At 59.3% G+C, this 18,757-nt stretch carries 18 protein-coding genes and 4 pseudogenes; 13 read left to right on the top strand and 9 right to left on the bottom strand.

The window, feature by feature from the left end; genetic code table 11:
• Positions 1-36 precede the first annotated feature (36 nt).
• Positions 37-1,293 carry an NADH:flavin oxidoreductase/NADH oxidase family protein gene (locus I8746_RS02485; RefSeq protein WP_012052468.1) on the bottom strand — a complete coding sequence of 419 codons (1,257 nt, stop codon included), beginning with the start codon at positions 1,291-1,293 and terminating at the stop codon, positions 37-39.
• Positions 1,294-1,459: 166 nt separating this feature from the next.
• Here I8746_RS02485 and I8746_RS02490 point away from each other — a divergent pair.
• Positions 1,460-1,786: pseudogene (locus tag I8746_RS02490) on the top strand (hypothetical protein); the annotation flags it as partial.
• Positions 1,787-1,801: 15 nt separating this feature from the next.
• Here I8746_RS02490 and I8746_RS02495 read toward each other — a convergent pair.
• Together I8746_RS02495 and I8746_RS02500 are read right to left on the bottom strand one after the other, a co-directional pair.
• Complete coding sequence (locus I8746_RS02495) at positions 1,802-2,281, bottom strand: MerR family transcriptional regulator (RefSeq protein ID WP_221100113.1); 480 nt, start codon at positions 2,279-2,281, stop codon at positions 1,802-1,804.
• A 137-nt stretch (positions 2,282-2,418) separates the two neighbouring features.
• Positions 2,419-2,778: pseudogene (locus tag I8746_RS02500) on the bottom strand (SDR family NAD(P)-dependent oxidoreductase); the annotation flags it as partial.
• A gap of 54 nt (positions 2,779-2,832) precedes the next feature.
• Here I8746_RS02500 and I8746_RS02505 point away from each other — a divergent pair.
• The 3 genes and pseudogenes from I8746_RS02505 to I8746_RS02510 form a co-directional block, all read left to right on the top strand.
• Positions 2,833-3,465: pseudogene (locus tag I8746_RS02505) on the top strand (oxidoreductase); the annotation flags it as partial.
• Positions 3,466-3,516: 51 nt separating this feature from the next.
• Positions 3,517-3,648, top strand: a pseudogene (locus I8746_RS27040) (histidine phosphatase family protein); the annotation flags it as partial.
• Positions 3,649-3,766: 118 nt separating this feature from the next.
• Complete coding sequence (locus I8746_RS02510; RefSeq protein ID WP_012052477.1) at positions 3,767-4,282, top strand: GrpB family protein; 516 nt, start codon at positions 3,767-3,769, stop codon at positions 4,280-4,282.
• 230 nt (positions 4,283-4,512) lie between these two features.
• Here the strand turns inward: I8746_RS02510 and I8746_RS02515 are convergent, their stop codons facing one another.
• Positions 4,513-5,514, bottom strand: a complete 1,002-nt coding sequence (locus I8746_RS02515; RefSeq protein ID WP_088512151.1) for a zinc-dependent alcohol dehydrogenase family protein — start codon at positions 5,512-5,514, stop codon at positions 4,513-4,515.
• A gap of 107 nt (positions 5,515-5,621) precedes the next feature.
• Here I8746_RS02515 and I8746_RS02520 point away from each other — a divergent pair, with 107 nt between their 5' ends.
• Positions 5,622-6,500, top strand: coding sequence for a LysR family transcriptional regulator (locus I8746_RS02520; protein WP_221100114.1), 879 nt, complete (start codon positions 5,622-5,624; stop codon positions 6,498-6,500).
• Positions 6,501-6,562: 62 nt separating this feature from the next.
• Here the strand turns inward: I8746_RS02520 and I8746_RS02525 are convergent, their stop codons facing one another.
• Complete coding sequence (locus I8746_RS02525) at positions 6,563-7,384, bottom strand: AraC family transcriptional regulator (protein ID WP_014756497.1); 822 nt, start codon at positions 7,382-7,384, stop codon at positions 6,563-6,565.
• A 129-nt stretch (positions 7,385-7,513) separates the two neighbouring features.
• Between I8746_RS02525 and I8746_RS02530 the strand changes: the two genes are divergently transcribed.
• Both I8746_RS02530 and grxC read left to right on the top strand, forming a co-directional pair.
• Positions 7,514-8,032: a carboxymuconolactone decarboxylase family protein gene (locus I8746_RS02530; RefSeq protein WP_064490612.1), complete on the top strand. Its 519-nt coding sequence runs from the start codon at positions 7,514-7,516 to the stop codon at positions 8,030-8,032.
• Positions 8,033-8,045: 13 nt separating this feature from the next.
• Positions 8,046-8,300, top strand: coding sequence for a glutaredoxin 3 (gene grxC, locus I8746_RS02535; RefSeq protein ID WP_010953858.1), 255 nt, complete (start codon positions 8,046-8,048; stop codon positions 8,298-8,300).
• Positions 8,301-8,391: 91 nt separating this feature from the next.
• On the opposite strand, the gene I8746_RS02540 is transcribed toward grxC, so the two are convergent.
• Positions 8,392-9,486, bottom strand: a complete 1,095-nt coding sequence (locus I8746_RS02540) for a GNAT family N-acetyltransferase/peptidase C39 family protein (protein WP_064490613.1) — start codon at positions 9,484-9,486, stop codon at positions 8,392-8,394.
• 94 nt (positions 9,487-9,580) lie between these two features.
• On the opposite strand from I8746_RS02540, the gene I8746_RS02545 reads away from it, so the two are divergent.
• Complete coding sequence (locus I8746_RS02545; RefSeq protein WP_003248192.1) at positions 9,581-11,161, top strand: RimK family alpha-L-glutamate ligase; 1,581 nt, start codon at positions 9,581-9,583, stop codon at positions 11,159-11,161.
• Between the two features lie 3 nt (positions 11,162-11,164).
• A complete protein-coding gene (locus tag I8746_RS02550) occupies positions 11,165-12,076 on the top strand; it encodes a magnesium transporter CorA family protein (RefSeq protein ID WP_221100115.1) in 912 nt (303 codons plus the stop codon).
• A gap of 310 nt (positions 12,077-12,386) precedes the next feature.
• On the opposite strand, the gene I8746_RS02555 is transcribed toward I8746_RS02550, so the two are convergent.
• Entirely contained in the window at positions 12,387-12,773 is a 387-nt protein-coding gene (locus tag I8746_RS02555; protein ID WP_221100116.1) for a putative quinol monooxygenase, read from the bottom strand.
• A 118-nt stretch (positions 12,774-12,891) separates the two neighbouring features.
• The gene (locus tag I8746_RS02560) at positions 12,892-13,899 is read right to left on the bottom strand and encodes a zinc-binding alcohol dehydrogenase family protein (RefSeq protein WP_161774485.1); all 1,008 of its coding nucleotides are present in this window, start codon (positions 13,897-13,899) and stop codon (positions 12,892-12,894) included.
• 105 nt (positions 13,900-14,004) lie between these two features.
• Between I8746_RS02560 and I8746_RS02565 the strand changes: the two genes are divergently transcribed.
• The 3 genes from I8746_RS02565 (at position 14,005) to I8746_RS02575 (ending at position 16,117) form a co-directional block, all read left to right on the top strand.
• Positions 14,005-14,895 carry a LysR family transcriptional regulator gene (locus I8746_RS02565; protein WP_017147641.1) on the top strand — a complete coding sequence of 297 codons (891 nt, stop codon included), beginning with the start codon at positions 14,005-14,007 and terminating at the stop codon, positions 14,893-14,895.
• A gap of 113 nt (positions 14,896-15,008) precedes the next feature.
• Entirely contained in the window at positions 15,009-15,593 is a 585-nt protein-coding gene (locus I8746_RS02570; RefSeq protein ID WP_047604926.1) for a TetR family transcriptional regulator, read from the top strand.
• Between the two features lie 47 nt (positions 15,594-15,640).
• Positions 15,641-16,117 carry a nuclear transport factor 2 family protein gene (locus I8746_RS02575; RefSeq protein WP_014756490.1) on the top strand — a complete coding sequence of 159 codons (477 nt, stop codon included), beginning with the start codon at positions 15,641-15,643 and terminating at the stop codon, positions 16,115-16,117.
• 84 nt (positions 16,118-16,201) lie between these two features.
• Here I8746_RS02575 and I8746_RS02580 read toward each other — a convergent pair whose 3' ends face one another.
• Positions 16,202-17,143, bottom strand: a complete 942-nt coding sequence (locus I8746_RS02580) for a helix-turn-helix domain-containing protein (protein ID WP_041167384.1) — start codon at positions 17,141-17,143, stop codon at positions 16,202-16,204.
• Between the two features lie 529 nt (positions 17,144-17,672).
• On the opposite strand from I8746_RS02580, the gene I8746_RS02585 reads away from it, so the two are divergent.
• Entirely contained in the window at positions 17,673-18,731 is a 1,059-nt protein-coding gene (locus I8746_RS02585) for a phenylacetaldoxime dehydratase family protein (RefSeq protein ID WP_017147644.1), read from the top strand.
• Positions 18,732-18,757 lie beyond the last annotated feature (26 nt).

An 18,757-nucleotide genomic window follows, 5' to 3' on the forward strand; every position in this document is an offset into this window, starting at 1 on the left:
ATTGCCAAACAGCCAACGAGCCCTCTACAGCGATCGTCATCTTGCGTCTCCCAGGCCCTTGTCATGCGCAGACGTTTCAATCCATTTTCGATACTGGCGCGTGCGATAAGCCATGAAGAGCTGTTGCACGATCAGCGCGCGCAACGGCGAAACGCTCGGGTCAGGCTTTTTAGCCCGGCTGAGTTTGCGCAGTTGAAACTTCACTACTGCCATGTTTGCCAAGGATGCGATGGCTTTGTTTTTCCAGGTGATCGCCGGCAATTGAGGGGCGTTGTCTTTGCCCTGCAACCAGTCACGAGGCAAGTGCGGATCGATGGCTAACGCCGTGCCGATACCCACCATGTCCACACCGCTCTGCACAACGCTTTCGGCCACCGCGCGGCGACGTATACCGCCAGTGACCATCACCGGCATTTTGGCGACGGTTTGGAGATCACGGGCGAACTCGACGAAATAAGCTTCGCGAGCCAGGGTGCGACCATCGCGCGCGTCACCCTGCATGGCGGGGACTTCGTAGCTGCCTCCCGATAATTCCACCATGTCTACGCCCAGGTCGTTGAGCCACTCAACGACCTTTTTCGCGTCTTCGGTAGTGAACCCTCCACGCTGGAAATCGGCGGAGTTGAGTTTGACCGCCACTGCAAAATCCACAGAAACCACTGCCCTGACTGCCTTGACGATTTCGAGCAACAGGCGCGCCCGGTTTTCCAGAGAGCCACCCCACTCGTCCTTCCTTTGGTTGGTCAGTGGCGAAAGGAACTGGCTCAACAAATAGCCGTGGGCCGCGTGGATCTCCACACCTGTGAATCCGGCTTGTTCGCCCAGGCGTGCGGTGTTCGCAAAGCGCTGAATAACCTGTTCGATCACGCCGGGGGGCATCGCGTGAGGCGTGGCAAAACGCTTGGACATTGTGCCCAGTTCCAGCGGCACGGCTGACGGTGCCCAGGTTTTTTGCCCAAGATTGGACTGCATCTGCCGCCCTGGGTGGTTTATCTGCAACCAGAACTGCGCGCCGCCGGATCGACCAATACGCGCCCAGCGCTTGAACTTGTCCAGTTGCTGATCGTCCTGTAACACCACACCACCCGGTCCGGTCATGGCGCGGCCGTCGACCATCACATTGCCGGTGATAATCAGGCCGGCACCACCGTCGGCCCACGCTTGATAGAGACGCATGAGTGCTTCAGAAGGCGCCTGGTGGGCATCCGCCATGTTCTCTTCCATGGCGGCTTTGGCGATACGGTTCTTGACGGTCGAACCGTTGGGAAGCATCAGGGTGTCGAACACATTCATGGAGCAGTCCTCAATTGGATATGCGGCCACCTTAAGTTTGAAGTCGACTTTAAGGTCAATACCTTTTTCAAGGTCAGTCGATTTTCAACGCGCCAGGTCCTGGCAAGTGTGTCACCCGATGGGCGCCCGACAACCGAGTGGGGTGTTCAATCGAAGTCTTGGCAGCACCGACAGCCAGACCGGAAAAGTCGACGTGTCCTTCAAAGCGAAGAAACTCGACAAGCTCTCTCGCGAAGTCGATATCGTCACCAGCAGCTTCACCAATCTCGATCATCAGGGCCAGTTGGCATACGGTTATGCGGTTTCCCGCCAACTGCGTCACGGCTCGAGCCACGACGCAGATTCAGCCACCCTCACACTAGGCGACGGCGCTCTGTCGAATTACCTCCGCCCCCTGAAGCTTGGGAAAATGATGAAGTACGAATACGTGCCAGCGTTTCAGAGTGCGCTCTATGCCCCCAAACCGCTCGCCGGCCTGATTGGCGAGCGCTGAGACTTTTTGCGCCTGTCAGGCCCCGGAAGCCTGGCGGGCGTTTTTTCTCGTTGAAGACGTTACCGCACGCTTGCCGGACGCTTGGCCAACCCCTTCTTCACGCAAACGATTTATCAGCATTTGCGCATTGTCCGCGCACGCCATGCCTTCGGGCTTACCCTCGATGCCTTCGATGACGCGCAGAAGTTGCGCTTTGTTTTGTGCTAGCCGTTCCTCCAGCGCACTGATTTCCTCAACCTTTTGCTTGAGCCCAGTGAGCAACTCGTCGTGCCGCCAGCCACTGGCGTCCATCGGCATCAATTGCCGGATCTCCTCCAAAGAAAAACCTGCCGCCTGTGCGCTGGTTATAAGTTGCAGCACCCATTCGGTATCAGGCGCATAGTCCCGGTATCCATTGGCCTTGCGCTCGACGGCGCTAATCAAGCCACTGGCTTCATAGAAACGGATGCGTGACGGAGCCAGCCCACTGATTTTTGCCAGTTCGCCTATTCTCATACCTCACCCTGAAAAACCTATTGACCTTAAAGTTGACTTTAAGTCTAAAGTCATCGGGCGGCCAAGCACAACGTGTGACTTGGTCGCCTTGGTTTCATAGGGAAGCGGAGGCCGCGAATTCGATCATTCGTACACAATCACGCGTTCAGTGGGCGCTGATATCGTTCAGCCGCGTGGGTTTGTCGAATGTCAGACATCAGCCCTTGACGTGCACCTTCCAGTGCATCCCAGCGCTCGGCAACATGAAGTGGCGGGATGGTTACCAACTCGCGACGGTCGAAACCGACAAGTGCAGCATCGACCAGCTCAGCGACCTCCATCACCTCCGGGAGTGTGTTGACGTCAATGCCGGCCCGCGCCCAGATCTCGGTACGGGTCGCTGCTGGCAGCACCGCTTGCACGTACACGCCCTTGGGTGACAGCTCCTGACTCAGCCCCTGAGACAGAAACAGCACGAAGGCTTTGGTAGCGCCGTAGATAGACATGCCGAACTCGGGCAATTTCCAGGCGTGACGCTTACCACGGCGGTCAGTGTTTCCTTGCTTCCCCCCATAGAGGAGAACTGCCTGAGGGCCGACGCCGATGACTACTACCGCAGCAAGATCCTCGCTGACCGTGTCGTATTGTCGTTCCTGGAGAGCCACCCCCAGATGCATCCCTGTATGGTCTTGCCTGGCTGGATGTGGGGGCCTGGCGACATTGGCCCAACCTCGTCGGGGCAATTGGTCAACGATGTGGTTCAGGGCAAGTTGCCCGGGTTGATCCCTGGCAGTTTTTCCATTGTCGATGCCCGTGATGTGGCATTGGCACACATTGCCGCAGCCAGACATGGGCGCCGAGGTGAGCGCTATCTCGCGGCGGGTCGACATATGACAATGCGCGAACTGATGCCTGTTTTAGGATGCATCGCGGGCGTCAAGACACCCGCTCGACAAATACCGCTGCCCTTTCTATACACCTTGGCGGCTGTGCAGGAGATCTATGCGCGCCTGACCGGCAGACCCATTCTGCTGAGCATGGCCACGTTGCGTCTACTGGTACGAGAGCAGGACCGCACCCGTTTCGACCACCGCAAGAGTGAACAGGAGCTTGGACTGAGTTTCCGGGCACTCGAGCTGACAATCGCCGACACCTTGGCGTGGTACCGTGATCATGGCGGGTTTGAAAAAGGCAGCCTGCTGTGAGCGGGGAAATAATCCTGATGCGCCACGGCCAGCCAAAACGAGTCACAGCCATTGTTCGGTAATGGTTTCATGAATCGGATGATCTCCAAGCACCTGATGGCAGACGGATGGAAACACCAAACGCGTAACGGCAGCCAGTATTGGAGTGCGACGGTCTATCGATATGCGGGTGTTGAAGCGTGAATCGCCCGGATTCCGAAGACACATCTCGGCGACAGTGATTGACCTGTAAGTCGGTGGCAAAAGCACACGCCTTGGTGGACAATCCGGCGCCTCGAGGATTTATCGCCAAGGAACGGACATGGCACTGACCAGCAAGATTGCCCCCTACGATCCCACATGGCCCGCCCGCTTCCTGACAGACAAGCCACTCATTGCCTCGGCATTTGACGCTGAACTGATTGCTGTCCACCACGTTGGAAGCACGTCTGTCCCAGGGCTGGCGGCGAAGCCCGAACTCGATGTGCTCATTGAGGTTCACGCGCATCGCAATACCTCGACGCGGGACGAGGTGTTGATGGCTCTGGGGTATGTACGGGGAAGTGATCTGTCAGAGGGCCATCATTTCTACCGGCGCAATGTGGATGGGATTCGCACGCACAAGCTCCATGTTTGTACCCGCGACCACCTGACGATCACTCAGATGCTGGGGTTCAGAGATTTGCTTAGGCGCGATGCCTCGATCCGCCAACAGTATGAAACGCTGAAGCTTCAGTTGGAGTCGATCAATACGGGTGGGATGGCTGAGTATCTAGAGAAAAAGGCGCCTTTCATTATCGCGGCGCTGCTTCATGCCGGTATAACCACGCGTGAATGATCGATTCTTCTGGCACTCCCCTTCCTCCCGACAGTAGCGACAAAGTCACCACTTCGATTGCGGCCAGCTTGACCGGCCGCCGGCACCGCCTGGAACAAAGCCCCTCACATCAAGGAACAACTTTCATGATCACTTGCCATGTCCCCCTTTGGCAGTTGTTTGTGAAGGCCAGCCAAGGCTGGAAACGGGCATTTCTGGCAGGTAATTGCTGATTAATAAAGCTCGGGAGACTATTCACATACCAACTGGATAACCGTCTTGCCCCTGCCGCGACCTTCCGCGACCTGTCGGAATGCGTCGTTGACCTCATCCAATGCAAACTGTTGCGGGTCCACCCGGATCGCCAGTTGCCCGGCATTGGCCAGAACGGCAGCCTCGCGCAGGATACTTCCATGGTGTTCGCGTCCCTTGCCGGTTAGCAGCGGTGCCAGGGTAAATACGCCCGAGTAGGTGGCACTTTTGAAGGATAAAGGCGCGAGACTGTGCTGGCCCCAACCGAGGCAGCTGAGTACGTGCCCGGTATAAGGCTTTACTGCCTTGAATGACGCGTCCAACGTGCTGCCGCCGACGGTGTCATAAACGATGTCGAAACCTTCCCCGGCCGTATATTGTTCGACATAGGCCTCTACACGCTGCGTCTGATAGTCAATCGCCGTGGCCCCCAGCGCGCGAATGAAGTCGAGATTGCCCGCCGAACCGGTGGCGTAGACCTCGGCACCGCGAGCCTTGGCCAATTGCACCGCAACTTGGCCGACGCCACCTGCGCCGCCATGGATCAACACACGCTGACCACTACGAACATTGGCGTGATCTACCAGACCTTCCCAAGCGGTGATGAATACCAACGGCAGCGCGGCAGCCTCACGCATGCCGAGTGCATGCGGCTTTGATGCAATCAGCCTGGCATCCACGGCGATGTATTCGGCCAGGGTGCCTTGGGCGCCGCCGATGCCGCCGGCCATACCGAAGACCTCCTGGCCAGGCGTGAAACCAGCAACCGCCTCGCCCAGTTCGACGACGGTCCCGGCGAGATCCAGGCCAAGCACGGCCGGCAACTCCTGGCGGGCGTGAGCACCTGCACCGATCGCAATCTTGGTGTCGAGCGGGTTGACCCCGGCGGCGTGAATCCGCACCAAAACCTGTCCCTTACCGGGCACAGGGCGGGCGATGTGGCGCACGACCAGCGGGGTCTGGGCGGATTCGGCGATAGCGGCAAGCATGGTCTGATTCATGACGGGAACCTCTGAATGAGTGGACGCTTACAGGTTGCACCGTCGTCCTCATTCCGATAAGAAACTAAATTTGGATATTACTTATTCCCCAAAGAGGCCCAATAGCGATGGACCTGTTCGACAGCATGCGCATCTTCGTGCGCGTCGTGGAGCGTGGCTCGTTTTCCGCAGTGGCTCGGGAGCTGAACATGGGGCAGCCGGCAATCAGCAAGCAGGTCCGTGCGTTGGAGCAGTACCTGGGCGGAGCCGTGTTCGCCCGCAGCACCCGGCACCTCGCCCTCACCGATCAAGGGCAACGCTTCTACAGCCACTGCCAGGAGATTCTCAGCCAGCTGGAGCATGCAACACGCAGCTTCGCCAGCGGCCAGGAGCAGATCGCCGGCCCCCTGCGAATAGCCGCACCGGTCAGCTATGGGAGGCTGTGCATAGCGCCCCTGATCGGGGCTTTTCTACAGCGCCACCCCGATGTGCAGATCGACCTGCGCCTGAACGATTACAACGAAGACCTGCTCATGGAAAACATCGACCTGGCTATCCGCATTGGCGTGGTGAAGAGCGAGGGGCTGGTGGCCGTGCCCCTGGGCACCAGCACACGGCGAGTCTATGCTGCACCGGCCTATCTCGATCGCCATGGCCAGCCACGCGAGCCCGCCGAACTGGCAGGCCACAACTGCATCGCCTTCACCTTGCTTGAGCATTACGACCGCTGGCACTTCACCCATCGTGGCGAAGCACTTGAGGTTGCAATCAAAGGCAACGTCACCAGCAACAACAGCGAGGCCATTCGTGAAATGGTCCTCGGAGGCCTGGGCATCTCCCTGTCTCCGCAGTGGCTGTTTGCTGCGGACTTCGAGCAGGGTGGCGTGTGTAGCCTGCTCGACGAATACCAGACGACCGCGCTGCCGGTCAGCGCCGTGTTCAGCCGTGAGCGGCGCCGCTCGGCAAGGACGATGGCGTTCATCGATTTTCTTCGGGAGAACGTGTAGGCCACCCCGATGAGGCGCAGGACCTTGCTCATTCCCTGGCGTGCAAGTCGGTCGACCAGGCGTCACACCGTTCCCTGCTGCAGCCATTGTTTCGGGCTCGCGCCCACCTTGCGGCGAAAGGTTCGGGCTAACGCAGAAGGACTTTCGTAGCCGACCTCATCGGCGATCAGGGCAATGGGGCGCCCTTCGCGAAGACGTTTTTGCGTCAAACTGATGCGCCAGTTCGCCAGGTAGTCCGCAGGCGTAATACCCACGATCTCGCGAAAGTGCGAAGCGAAGCTTGCCCGCGACATGCCCGAAAGATTCGCCAGTTCCGCCACGGACCAATTGCGCTGCGGCTCATCGTGGATCCCCACAAGCGCGCGAGACAGCTGAGCGTTGGCCAGACCCGCCATCATTCCCGAGGCGATGCTGCGGCTGGCGATGAGGTGGCGAAGCAGCTGAATGATCATCAGCTCGAACAAGCGATTGAGAATGACATCACGACCACACTCATCTCCAAAGGCTTCTTCGAACAGCCAGTCAAGGGTGCCATCAAGGCCTTGCAATTCGCCAAGGGGCTTGATGATGAAGTCCGGCAAAGCCAGGGTCAGCGGATTGTTGGCGCCGCCATCGAACTGCAGGGTGGCGCACACTAACTCCGCTTCATCGGCGTCGGTGGCCAGCAAGTGATGCTCCTGCGGGCGCACCGCCAGAATCAGGGTGGGTTCGGTCAACTCGATTCGCTGGCCACGCTTGTCCTTGAGGGCCAGACGCCCCGAGCGCAACAGATGGGCGTGGCCGACACTGTGTTGCCCAAGGTGGGTCGTTCCACAGAACCCACCTTGGTGAAACGCGCTAGCGTGCAGGTTGAAGTGCTTAAGCAGTGTCGACAATCGGTCCATAGCGCACTCAGGTTTAGACGATCTGTTGCATAACTTCGACGATCTGAAGCCGAAAGAAAAGTCTGCCTCTCTAGTATGGACTCCACGCTTGATAGACAAGCCGGTTAATACACCTATTGGAGAACGACCATGACTCGAATTACCGCTCTCTCGCTGGACCAGGCCCCTACTGGCTCGCGCGCAGCTCTCGAAGGCATTCAAAAAGGTCTCGGCTTCATTCCCAACGCATTCAGGACCCTGGCGCACGCTCCGGTCGCGCTCAATGGTTACCTGGGCCTCGCCCAAGCGTTGGGTAAAAGCTCACTGAGCGCCGCCGAGCGTGAAGTCGTTGCCCTCGCCACCTCGGAAATCAACGGGTGCGACTACTGCCTGGCCGCACACACCTTCTTCGGCGGCAAGGCGGGTTTGAACGATGAGGCCGTAAGCCAAGCCCGAGCCGGCACACTCAGCGCGGTTGCCGCACTGGCGCAGCAGATCACGGCAAGGCGCGGCCAGTTGAGTGACGAGCAGATCGCTGCCGCGCGTGAGGCAGGTCTTACTGATAGCAAGATCGTGGAGGTGGTGGCACAGGTCACGCTGTTAACCCTGACCAACTACCTGAACAACATCGCCGCTACCGATATCGACTTTCCGCCATCGGCAAACTAGGAGGGTAACCGCCATGAGCCCTGTGACTATCTATACCACCCCGCACTGCCCATACTGCCTGAGCGCCAAGCGACTGCTGTCGAGCAAGGGCATCACCCCTGACGAAATCAACGTTGAAACGTCACCCCTGCACCTGGCGGAAATGATGCAGCGATCCCAGCGCCGAACTGTCCCACAGATATTTGTTGGCAAGGTGCATGTCGGCGGCTTCGATGACTTGGCCCGTCTTGACCGCAAGGGCCAGCTCGAGGCATTGCTTCACGCTTGAAGCGCAAAGTGCTCCGGCATGCGATCCCATCCGGAGCACTATTCATGTTCACTCCATGCCCATGCCATACATACCCACCTGCACAGCCGTTCTATCGCCCGCGCAACAGCACAGCGGCCCTTACCCGCTGCCTGCCGAAACTGCTCATGCGCTGAAATTCGGCATGGCTTACTGGCAGATGCTGGCAGTCCAGGATGCGTTTTTGGCGGCTGTGATCCACATCAGGATCATGCAGGTACACGAATTCGTCATCGCAACCCGTGACCAAGATCCAGTGCGGGGCTTTCAGACGAGTGAAACGGTAGCTGCTAATCAGCACCACCGGCCTGAACCCGTCTTGCAACGCTGACCGCACATCAAGGCCGGGCGCCAGCACCTGATGCACGTCGGTTTCGGCCAACGCCCCGGCAAAGCCGTCCTCGACCAATTGCATTACGTCTTTTTTCTGAGCACTGCGTACTCCATCGAGGAACAGCGATCCAGGCTGGCTGACCACCATGCACACCTCGAACCCGCGGCGCCAGGCCGCCAGTGCAAGCCCCTGCGGACTGCAACCGCCGTGCCCCGCCGTCATGAAGATGGTGGTCGCTTCTCGCCACAGTTGAATTTCCTCGCTGCGGTGCATGGCCCGCCCCCGTTCGACCGCAGCCATGGCCATCAAAAGGCAGGCCGCTCCGCAGGTGAACTCGGTCGTTTGCGCGTAGTACGGCACTTGCCGTGCAGGGGGCGGAGCGCTGCGCAGGATACGCTTCTCGAAACGCAGCGCCTGGCTGTGGTCTTCGTAGTAGTTCTCAACCACAGCGAAGCGTTGATAGCCATTGCTTTCGTACAAGCTGATGGCCGCAGGGTTGTCCGCGCGCACCTCCAGGCGCAGCCAGGCGCAATTACGCTCCAGCGCACTTGCCTGGGCCTGCTCCAGCAACTGCTGGCCCAACCCATGGCCGCGCCAGGCCGGGCTTACGGCAATTGAATACAGACGGGCAAGTGACGTGCCGCGATGGAACAGCAGCAGCGCGTAGCCCGCCAGATGCCCCTGTTGTTCAGCGACAATAAGGCTGGCATTGGCGCGTCGCACCATCCAGTTGAAATTACGCGGGCTCAGGCGGTCGAGGGTGAAACAGTCCTGCTCCAGGGCAACCAGCGCATCGATATCGGCCACCGATGCAAAGCGAAAATCAAAAGCCATGGCAACACCGTAATGTTTGAGTAACGAACCGGGACAGGTCGGGAAACCCGTGATTTATTGAAGGGGCGTCTTCTTCAACAGGGATCGAATACTCATGTCAGCGGTGCAAGCCAACGTGGCCGAAGTATTGGCCAAAACCGACGTTTCCACAATAACCCTCTCCGAGGAGCCGCCCAGTAAGCGGAGCGCCGGTAACCGCTTGTTGATCGTGGTGGAGCGCAAGGAAGACTGGGCCAGCTACTTTCCCAGCGAGAGCCTGATGCTGGCCCAGGATTACTTTGAACACAGCGACGACGTTGCGAGGCGTACGCAGGTAATCAACCTGTGCCGCAGCTACAAGTATCTGGGGCAAGGCTACTACTGCTCGCTGCTCGCCGAGGCACGGGGCCACAAGGTGTTCCCGTCGGTGCGAACCATCAGCGAGCTTACCCGCAAGGCGCTCTATGGCGTGGGGCTGGATGACCTGGAACGCACGCTGGAGCGAGCCCTGGCCGATCACCCCTATGGCAGCACCGAGGCCTTCACCCTCACCTTGTATTTCGGGCGGACCGCCATTGAACCCCTTCAGGATATCGGCCGACAGCTGTTCGAGTCGTTCCCCTGCCCTGTCTTGCTGGTGGAGTTTCGCAGGCGTGACACCTGGCAGATCGACGGGATCAAGGCCGGCGCGCTGCACAAACTGCGGGATGAGCAGCAGCATTTGTTTGCCGACGCGCTGGATGCCTTCAACCGCCGGACGTGGCGCCAGCCCGCCTCCAAACGCCTGGCCCGGTTCGACCTGGCCATTCTGCATGACCCGGCCGAGGCGCTGCCACCTTCCAATCCTGAGGCGCTGGAGCAGTTCATCGAAAACGGCAAACAGCTGGGCATCGATGTAGAGCTGATCGAAAAGAAGGACTATGCACGCCTGGCCGAATTTGACGCCTTGTTCATTCGGGAGACCACGCGGGTGGACGACCATACCTACCGTTTTGCCAAAAAGGCCGAAAGCGAAGGCTTGGTGGTGATCGACGACCCTTCCTCCATCCTGCGCTGCACCAACAAGGTGTATCTCGCCGATCTGCTCAAACGCCACAACCTCGGCGCACCGGCCACGGAAATCCTGTACAAGGACCGCCCGCAGGAGCTCGAGCTTGTGGGCCGGCGCCTCGGTTTTCCACTGGTGTTGAAGATTCCCGACGGCTGCTTTTCGAAAGGCGTGATCAAGGTCGCCGACGCCCAGGCACTGGCCTCGGCGGCACAGGAGTTGTTCGAACACTCGGTACTGTTGCTGGCCCAGGAGTACTGCTACACCGAATACGACTGGCGTATCGGCGTACTCAACGGTGAGGCGCTGTACGCCTGCCAGTACTTCATGTCCAAGGGCCACTGGCAGATCTACAACCACAAGGCCCAGGCCGGCGAAGTCAACGGCCTGTGCCGCGCGGTCCCGGTGGAACAGGCACCGCCCGAAGTCGTAAAGCTGGCCGTCGACACTGCCAGGCTGATCGGGCAAGGGCTGTACGGTGTGGACCTGAAGCAGACCGGCGACCGCGTACTGGTGATCGAAGTCAACGACAACCCCAACCTCGATGCTGGCACCGAAGACGCCGTGCTGGGTAACGCGCTTTACCAGCGAGTGCTGCAGGCTTTCGTGCAGCGGCTTGAACGTAAACACCTCGGCCAGGCCTGGTAAACGATGATCGAACACTACCTCGCCGTAGACGGTGCGCTTCTTGAAGCCCCCGAGGAACGAGCCAGCGTATGGTTGTGTGTCGCGCCAGACGCCGCGGAGCAAACCCGGTTGTGCAAGTGCCTGGGGGTCAGCGCCCAGTCGCTGGAGTCCTCCCTGGACCCGGATGAAGTGGCGCGTATCGAGATCAAGCCCGATCACCTGTTCCTGATCTGGAAGCGCCCGGAAAGCTTTGATGGCCGGGTATTCAATGTCTCGTCATTCGGCGTTGTACTCAGCGAAAAGCGCCTGGTGGTGATCTGCGCCGCCAACTCGCTACTCGCCGGGGTAGACCGGCAGGCCGGCATGAGCACCCCGCTGGATGTGCTGATGGCGATGCTGGCTGAGAGCGTGCATCACTACCTGGGCCACCTGCGGGTGGTAAAGCAGGTGGCCCGCGAAATCCAGCTGCAGTTCGATCGGTCCATGGACAACCAGCACCTGGTGCAGATGTACAGCCTGAGCGAAAGCCTGGTGTATTACGTCAACGCCATTCAAAGCAATGGCGCCGTGCTAGCCCTGCTGCGCAGCCATGGCCAGAAACACGGCTTCGGGCCCGAACAACTGGAAATGCTGAATGACCTGATCATCGAAAACGAGCAAAGCTACCAGCAGGCGAAGATCCATGCCCAGGTCTTTACCAACCTGATCGAGGCCCGCGGCAACCTGGCCAACAACGGCATGAACCACGCGCTGCGCAACCTGACCATGATCAATGTGGTGTTCCTGCCCTTGAACCTGCTCGCCAGCATCGGCGGCATGTCGGAGTTCAGCATGATGACCGTCGGCCTGCCCTGGTGGTTGACGTTCCCCGCGCTGCTGCTGGCCATGGCGGTACTTGGCGGGGCCATGGCCGTGGCTTTACGGCGTATGGCATGACCCGCCGTGCCAAGAAATAGTGTCAACCTGTACCTATCAACCCGCAGGACGAGACCATGGAAAATTTGGACATCGGATTATTCATGCTGGCGCTGATTGCAATTACAGGCACCCCTGATAAGTCTGTTTGAACACCGCGCCGTACGCTCAGAAAAACCCAGCATCAATCAGCCGGCAACGAAAGTTCAGCGGCGTCCTTGAAAGTGAAATGGCGACCCACTCGCAAACTGGCGCCAACGTCCTCGAGAACAGCCATCCACATCGGTCGAGGTAACAGTGCCCCAGGGCGGGTCGCATTGCCTGGCCTGCCTCAGGGACTGGGCACAACGGCAGATGACACCGGGTCAAGGAAGATCAGTTGCAAGGGCTCTGCCAGCAGCTGTTCAGCCTGCTCGGCAAACCGCTGGAAATGAGCAGTGGTCAGGTGCGCATCCAGGGCCTGCTGGTTATCGAACGCCTCGCGCATGTAGAACGTCCCTGGCTCGTCACGACGTTCGAACAGCATGTAGTCGCGGTTACCGGGCTCCGCCCGAGTCGGTTCGATCAACGCCAGCAAGGCCGCTTTGAGCGTTGGTGCCTGGGCTGGTTTGGCCTTGAGGATGGCGAGGGAAACGAGGGGGTAATCTTGTCGGTTCACATCAAGCTCCTGGTCAGTTGCAAAGAGCAGGCACGGTAGTGCCTGCTTCAATGTGTGCATGCGTTTCACCGGGCGTAGCGCCGGGAATCTGCGCGGCGCAGAGAAACACGGTTCGTTCAAGCATGCATGCGCCTGGCAGACCGGATCGACCAGTCCGCCGTTGTCGGTCAAACAGGTTTCAGAAGCCTTCCAGGACGATCTTGCCGCGCGCCTTGCCACTCTCGACCAGCGCATGGGCACGGCGCATGTTGGCGGCATTGATGGCGCCGAAATGCTCGCCCAGGGTGGTCCGCAGGATGCCTTGGTCGATCAGCCCGGCCACGCGCTCGAGCAGCTCGTGCTGGCGCACCATGTCGTCGGTTTCGTAAAGCGAGCGGGTGAACATCAGCTCCCAGTGCAGCGACAGCGACTTGCGCTTGAGCGGCATGACGTCCAGGGTCTGCGGGTCGTCGATCACCCCCAGGCGACCTTGTGGTCGCAGCACTTCAACCAGTTGCGCAAAGTGTTGATCAGTATGGGTAAGGCTGGCGACATGGCTGACTGACTCGATCCCCAAGGCCTGCAGCTGCCCTTGCAGCGGCGCACTGTGATCGATGACGTGATGGGCGCCCAGTTCGCGTACCCAGCTGCTGGTCTCGGCGCGGGAGGCCGTGCCGATAACCGTCAGGCGGGTCAGTTGCCGGGCCAACTGCACCAGCATTGAACCGACGCCGCCGGCAGCGCCAACGATCAGCAGGGCATCGCCCTCCCCGCCGCCCTCCACGATGCCCAAGCGATCGAACAGCAGTTCCCAGGCGGTGATGGCCGTCAGCGGCAGCGCGGCTGCCTGTGCTGCACCCAGGCTACGCGGTTGATGCCCGACGATACGTTCGTCAACCAGGTGATATTCGCTGTAGCTGCCGGGCCTGGCGATGGAGCCGGCGTAGTACACCTGGTCTCCGGGCTTGAACAGGGTCACCTGGGCCCCGACTTCGCGGACGATACCGGCCGCGTCCCAGCCGAGTATTTTCGGCTCACGCGTGAAAGTGCCGGCGCGCACCTTGGTGTCGACGGGGTTGACCGACACGGCGTTGACCTCGACCAGAAGGTCCCTGGGCCCAGGGCTGGGCTTGGGCATGAAGATGTCTTGAAGAGACGCAGGGTCTTCGATAGGCAAACCTTTGTGGATGAAACTGATCGCTTTCATGGGCACTCGCTGCTGAATGTGGTTTGATTTGGCATTGAGTCTGGCGTGCCAGGCGTCCGGGAAAAACGGGCCCTGCCCATCAACACTTTCATTGCAGGAGTGATAATGATCCGTCTCGACGACCTGGGCATCTTCGTTCGCAGCGCCGCGCTGGGCAGCTTTACCGCGGCGGCCCGCGAGGCCGACCTGCTACCCGGCCAGGCGGCCGAAGCAGTCAAGCGCCTGGAGCGTGAGCTGGATGTGCGATTGTTTGCCCGCACCACGCGCAGCTTGCGCCTCACGGCCGAAGGCGAGCAGTACCTGCCCTCGGCCCTGATTGCCCTGGAAGCCCTCAGGCACGGGCGCGACAACCTGCGTCAGGAAAGCGCCCAGCTCAGCGGAACGTTGCAGGTAGCCGCGCCCTCCGATCTGGGGCGCAACGTGCTGCTGCCCTGGCTCACGGCGTTTCGCCGAGAGCATCCCCAGTTGAACCTGCGCTTCTTCCTCTCCGACCAGATCGCCGATCTGTTCCGCGATCCGGTGGATATCGCCATCCGCTATGGCCTGAACGCCGACGCCAACTATGTAGCCCTGCCACTGGCACCTTGGAACCGCAAGGTACTGGTGGCCTCGCCCGAGTACCTTGCGCGCGAAGGCACCGTGCAAGCCCCCGAAGATCTGCTCGAACACCAGTGCCTGCTGTACATGCAACAGGGCCGGGTCTACGACAAGTGGCAACTGGGAACGCAGACCGTCCAGGTGCGTGGTGCCCTGCTCTGCGACGACGCCGATATTGCCCGGCGCTGGGCCGTGGGCGGCGAAGGGATAACCTACAAGTCGTGGCTGGATGTGAGCGACGATGTGCTGGCGGGAAGACTTGTCGTGCTATTGCAGGACTACCCCGGGCCGACCATGCCTTTGAGCCTGGTGTGCCCGCACCGCAAGCAGTTGTCGCCTGCGGTAAGGCACCTGCACGCCTGGTTGTCCAGCCGCTTCGCCGAACTGGAGCGCGACTGATCAGCGGGAAGCCAGCGGCCCTGATCGAAAGCACGCCGGCACCCCGCTTGCACGCAATCGAATAATTTCAAGCGCTGCTTGACCAGGGAGAACGATCGTTCTACTCTGGCTACATGGATAAGCCAATGACTGACACACGCGAAAAAATCCTGGCGACTGCCGAGAAGCTGATTTACGAAAACGGGATTCACGCCACGGGCATGGACCTGTTGGTAAAGACCTCGGGCGTCGCACGTAAAAGTATTTATCGCTATTTTGCGAATAAAGACGAGGTCGCAGCAGCGGCACTCAATGCACGCGATATACGTTGGATGACGTGGTTCAGAAGTGAATGCGAAAAAGCGCAAACGCCAGAAGCGCGCATCCTTGGCATTTTTGATGCACTCAAAAGTTGGTTCGCGTCTGACGGTTTTCGTGGATGTGCTTTTATCAACACCGCCGGAGAGGTGGGTGACGCAGACGACCCTGTTCGACAGATCGCAAAACTGCATAAACAAAAGCTGCTGGACTACACGCTAGAACTGACCAGCGCATTAGGTGTTAACGATCCGACTGGCTTGGCCAAGCAACTTCTTTTGATTATAGAGGGCACGATAACCGTGGCCCACGTCATGGGTGATCACAGCGCGCTCGACAGTGCACGAGAAATCGCAAAGGTCTTGCTCAAAGATGTGCAGCGCGCAAGCGCTTTAAGTTAAAGAAATACCCACTCAACTGAACCATCCAAACGATTGGAGGCACCACCATGTCCAACGAACACGCTCGTCCGCCACTTCCTCCTTTCACTCGCGAATCGGCCATCGAAAAGGTCCGACTTGCCGAAGATGGTTGGAATACCCGTGAGCCGGAAAAGATTGCGCTGGCCTATACGGTGGACACCCAATGGCGTAACCGTGCCGAGTTTGCAAACAACCGTGAAGAAGCTCGGAACTTCCTCACTCGCAAGTGGAAGAAAGAACTGGACTACCGCTTGATCAAAGAGCTCTGGGCCTTCACCGACAACCGCATCGCCGTCCGTTACGCCTACGAGTGGCACGACGATTCGGGCAACTGGTTCCGCTCCTACGGCAACGAAAACTGGGAATTTGAAGCCGACGGCTTGATGCATCGCCGCTTTGCCTGCATTAACGACATGCCCATCAAGGAAAGCGAGCGAAAGTTCCACTGGCCACTGGGTCGCCGTCCGGATGATCACCCAGGGCTGACCGAACTGGGCCTGTAAGTCAGGCTAAACCTGATCCTTTACATAGGGATCAGGTTTTTTGTTTGAGGGGCACAGAGCGTGGCCAAGCGCAGGTTTCAATTCTCACCCCCTACTGCGCGGTAACAACGAATGCGGCGCCACTCCAAACGCCTTGCGAAACGCATGGCTAAAATGCGAAAAGTCTGAAAAACCAAACTCCAACGCCGCCTGCGAAACACTCTTTACCTGCCCACACTCAATCGCCGCGCGGCTAGCATTCAGCCGTTCCCTCCAGATCTCGGCAACCGGTGACTTCTGATGCCGGGCAAACGCCCGTGTCACCGTCCGTGTCGACACGTGATGTGCCAGGGCAATCGACTCGATCGACAGCTCCGGCTCAGTCAAATGGCGTTGAATGTAATTCATGATTCGCCCATAAAGATCCAGTTCTCGATGGGTAGTCTTCAGGTCCTGCAACTCAAGGCTGAGCACCAGCAGGTCGACGATGGTGTTGGAGTACCGTCGGGAGACGCCTTCGTCCCGCAGCAACGGCGCAGAACTGGCCGCTTGGCCAATCATCTGCCGCAGCGGGATCACTCCGGGGCGCCCCTCTTCCAGCACCAGCGCGGTGATGTCAGCAATGTGCGGGACGCGCTGTGCGAGCAGCGGCCGGGGGATGCGGATAAGGTGGTTTTCGGTACCACCCAGGCTGAATCGAAACGGTTGGGTTGCGTCGTAAAGAAACACATTGCCGGCCGTGAGCCTGGCCTTGCGGTTGTGTTGTTCAATTTCGCCGTAGCCGTCGAGGGTGACTCCCAACCATATGTCTTCGGCGGGGTCGCTGCGCAGGTGTTGCTCGGAGCGCACCCAGTGGTGCAGCGGCGACGACAGCGTCGTGACATCCAACGGGCCGATGCCGTTGACCTGCAGCGCTCCCTCGAAGTTGCTCTGCGACGAGGGTTTGCTGTCTGCCGACAAACAATGGCGGCAGACCACCTCCCGCCAGTAATCAAAGCGACGGGATGGCGAAACGGCAAGGGTCGAATAGTGGTTGGTCTCAGCCATGATGGCGCTCACCTTCATGTGGCAACTTGAAAAAGGGGCACTGTTACAGAAGTTCGCGTAGGCAATATTCACGCCAGCGGTATTCGCTGGTACATGCTGCGGCCATCTCAGCCTTCGTCCTTATAGCGCCAACAGGCGCTTTCCAAAACCTCCCATATCGCTCCCCATTTCGGGGCAAAAATGCTGCTTTTCCCTGGACGCTGCACCATCGCGGTTCGTGCTCAAGCGGGTGTTACGGCGCTGTCGTTTCCAACCAAACGATTGTCCTTGCGAACAAAGCGACGTTGCCCAGTCCTCCCTAATTTTGACCTCACGTTGTTTCCAGCAACTGCGCTGATGAGGTAGCCCATGCAATTACAACAACAGCGAATCGCCGACGAGTTCAGGTGGCTGCATAGGCGCGACCTGGCGCCCGAAGAGTTTTTATCGTGGGTGCTCGAGTGGGCGGCGTGTGCACTGCGCGCCCGGCTGGCAAACGCACCAGGCAAAGCTGAGCGTGTTCTGAACATAAAATAACAAGGAGCCTGTGATGGAATCTGCAATCGATAAACACCTCATGTGCCCGCGCACGTTATCGCGCCGGGTGCCTGATGATTACCAGCCGCCCTTCCCGATGTGGGTCGGCCGCGCTGATGAGCAGCTGAAGCAAGTAGTGATGGCCTATCTGGGGGTGCAGTACCGGGGAGATGGCCAGCGTGAGCGGGCCTTGCAGGCGATGCGCGAGATTCTCGACAGCTTTAGCTTGAGTGGCGGCCCGCTGACTCACGACCTGACGCACCACACCGACAGCAGTGGCTACGACAACCTGATGATCGTCGGCTACTGGAAAGATACCGGTGCTTACTGCCGCTGGTTACGCTCGCCTGAGGTGGATGGCTGGTGGAGTTCGCCGCAACGCTTGAATGATGGCCTTGGTTACTACCGCGAAATCACCGCGCCGCGGGCCGAGCAGTTCGAGACGCTGTATGCGTTCCAGAGCGATTTGCCCGGGGTCGGGGCGATCATGGACACCACCAGTGGCGAGATCGAGGAACACGGTTACTGGGGCTCGATGCGCGACCGTTTCCCGGTGTCGCAAACGGACTGGATGAACCCGAACGGCGAACTGCGAGTCGTGGCTGGCGACCCGGCCAAAGGCGGTCGGGTAGTGGTGATCGGCCATGACAATATCGCCTTGATTCGCTCAGGCCAGGACTGGGCAGCGGCAGAAGCGGCTGAGCGCTCGCTGTACCTGGATGAAATCTTGCCGACCTTGCAGGATGGTATGGATTTTCTGCGCGATAACGGCCAGCCGCTGGGCTGTTACAGCAATCGCTTTGTACGCAATATCGACGCTGACGGCAATCTACTCGACATGAGTTACAACATCGGCCACTGGCGTTCACTGGAGAAACTCGAACGCTGGGCGGAATCGCACCCCACCCATCTGCGTATTTTCGTCACCTTCTTTCGGGTAGCGGCAGGGCTCGAGAAGTTGCGGCTCTATCACGAAGTCTCCGTGTCGGATGCAAGCAGCCAGGTGTTCGAATACATCAACTGCCACCCACACACCGGCATGTTGCGCGACGCAAAAGTCAGTTCCAACTAGCCCCCAACTCCACGTTTAGCCCCTCA

The sequence above is a fragment of the Pseudomonas sp. USTB-Z genome, assembly GCF_019691255.1.
Lineage (GTDB): Bacteria > Pseudomonadota > Gammaproteobacteria > Pseudomonadales > Pseudomonadaceae > Aquipseudomonas > Aquipseudomonas alloputida.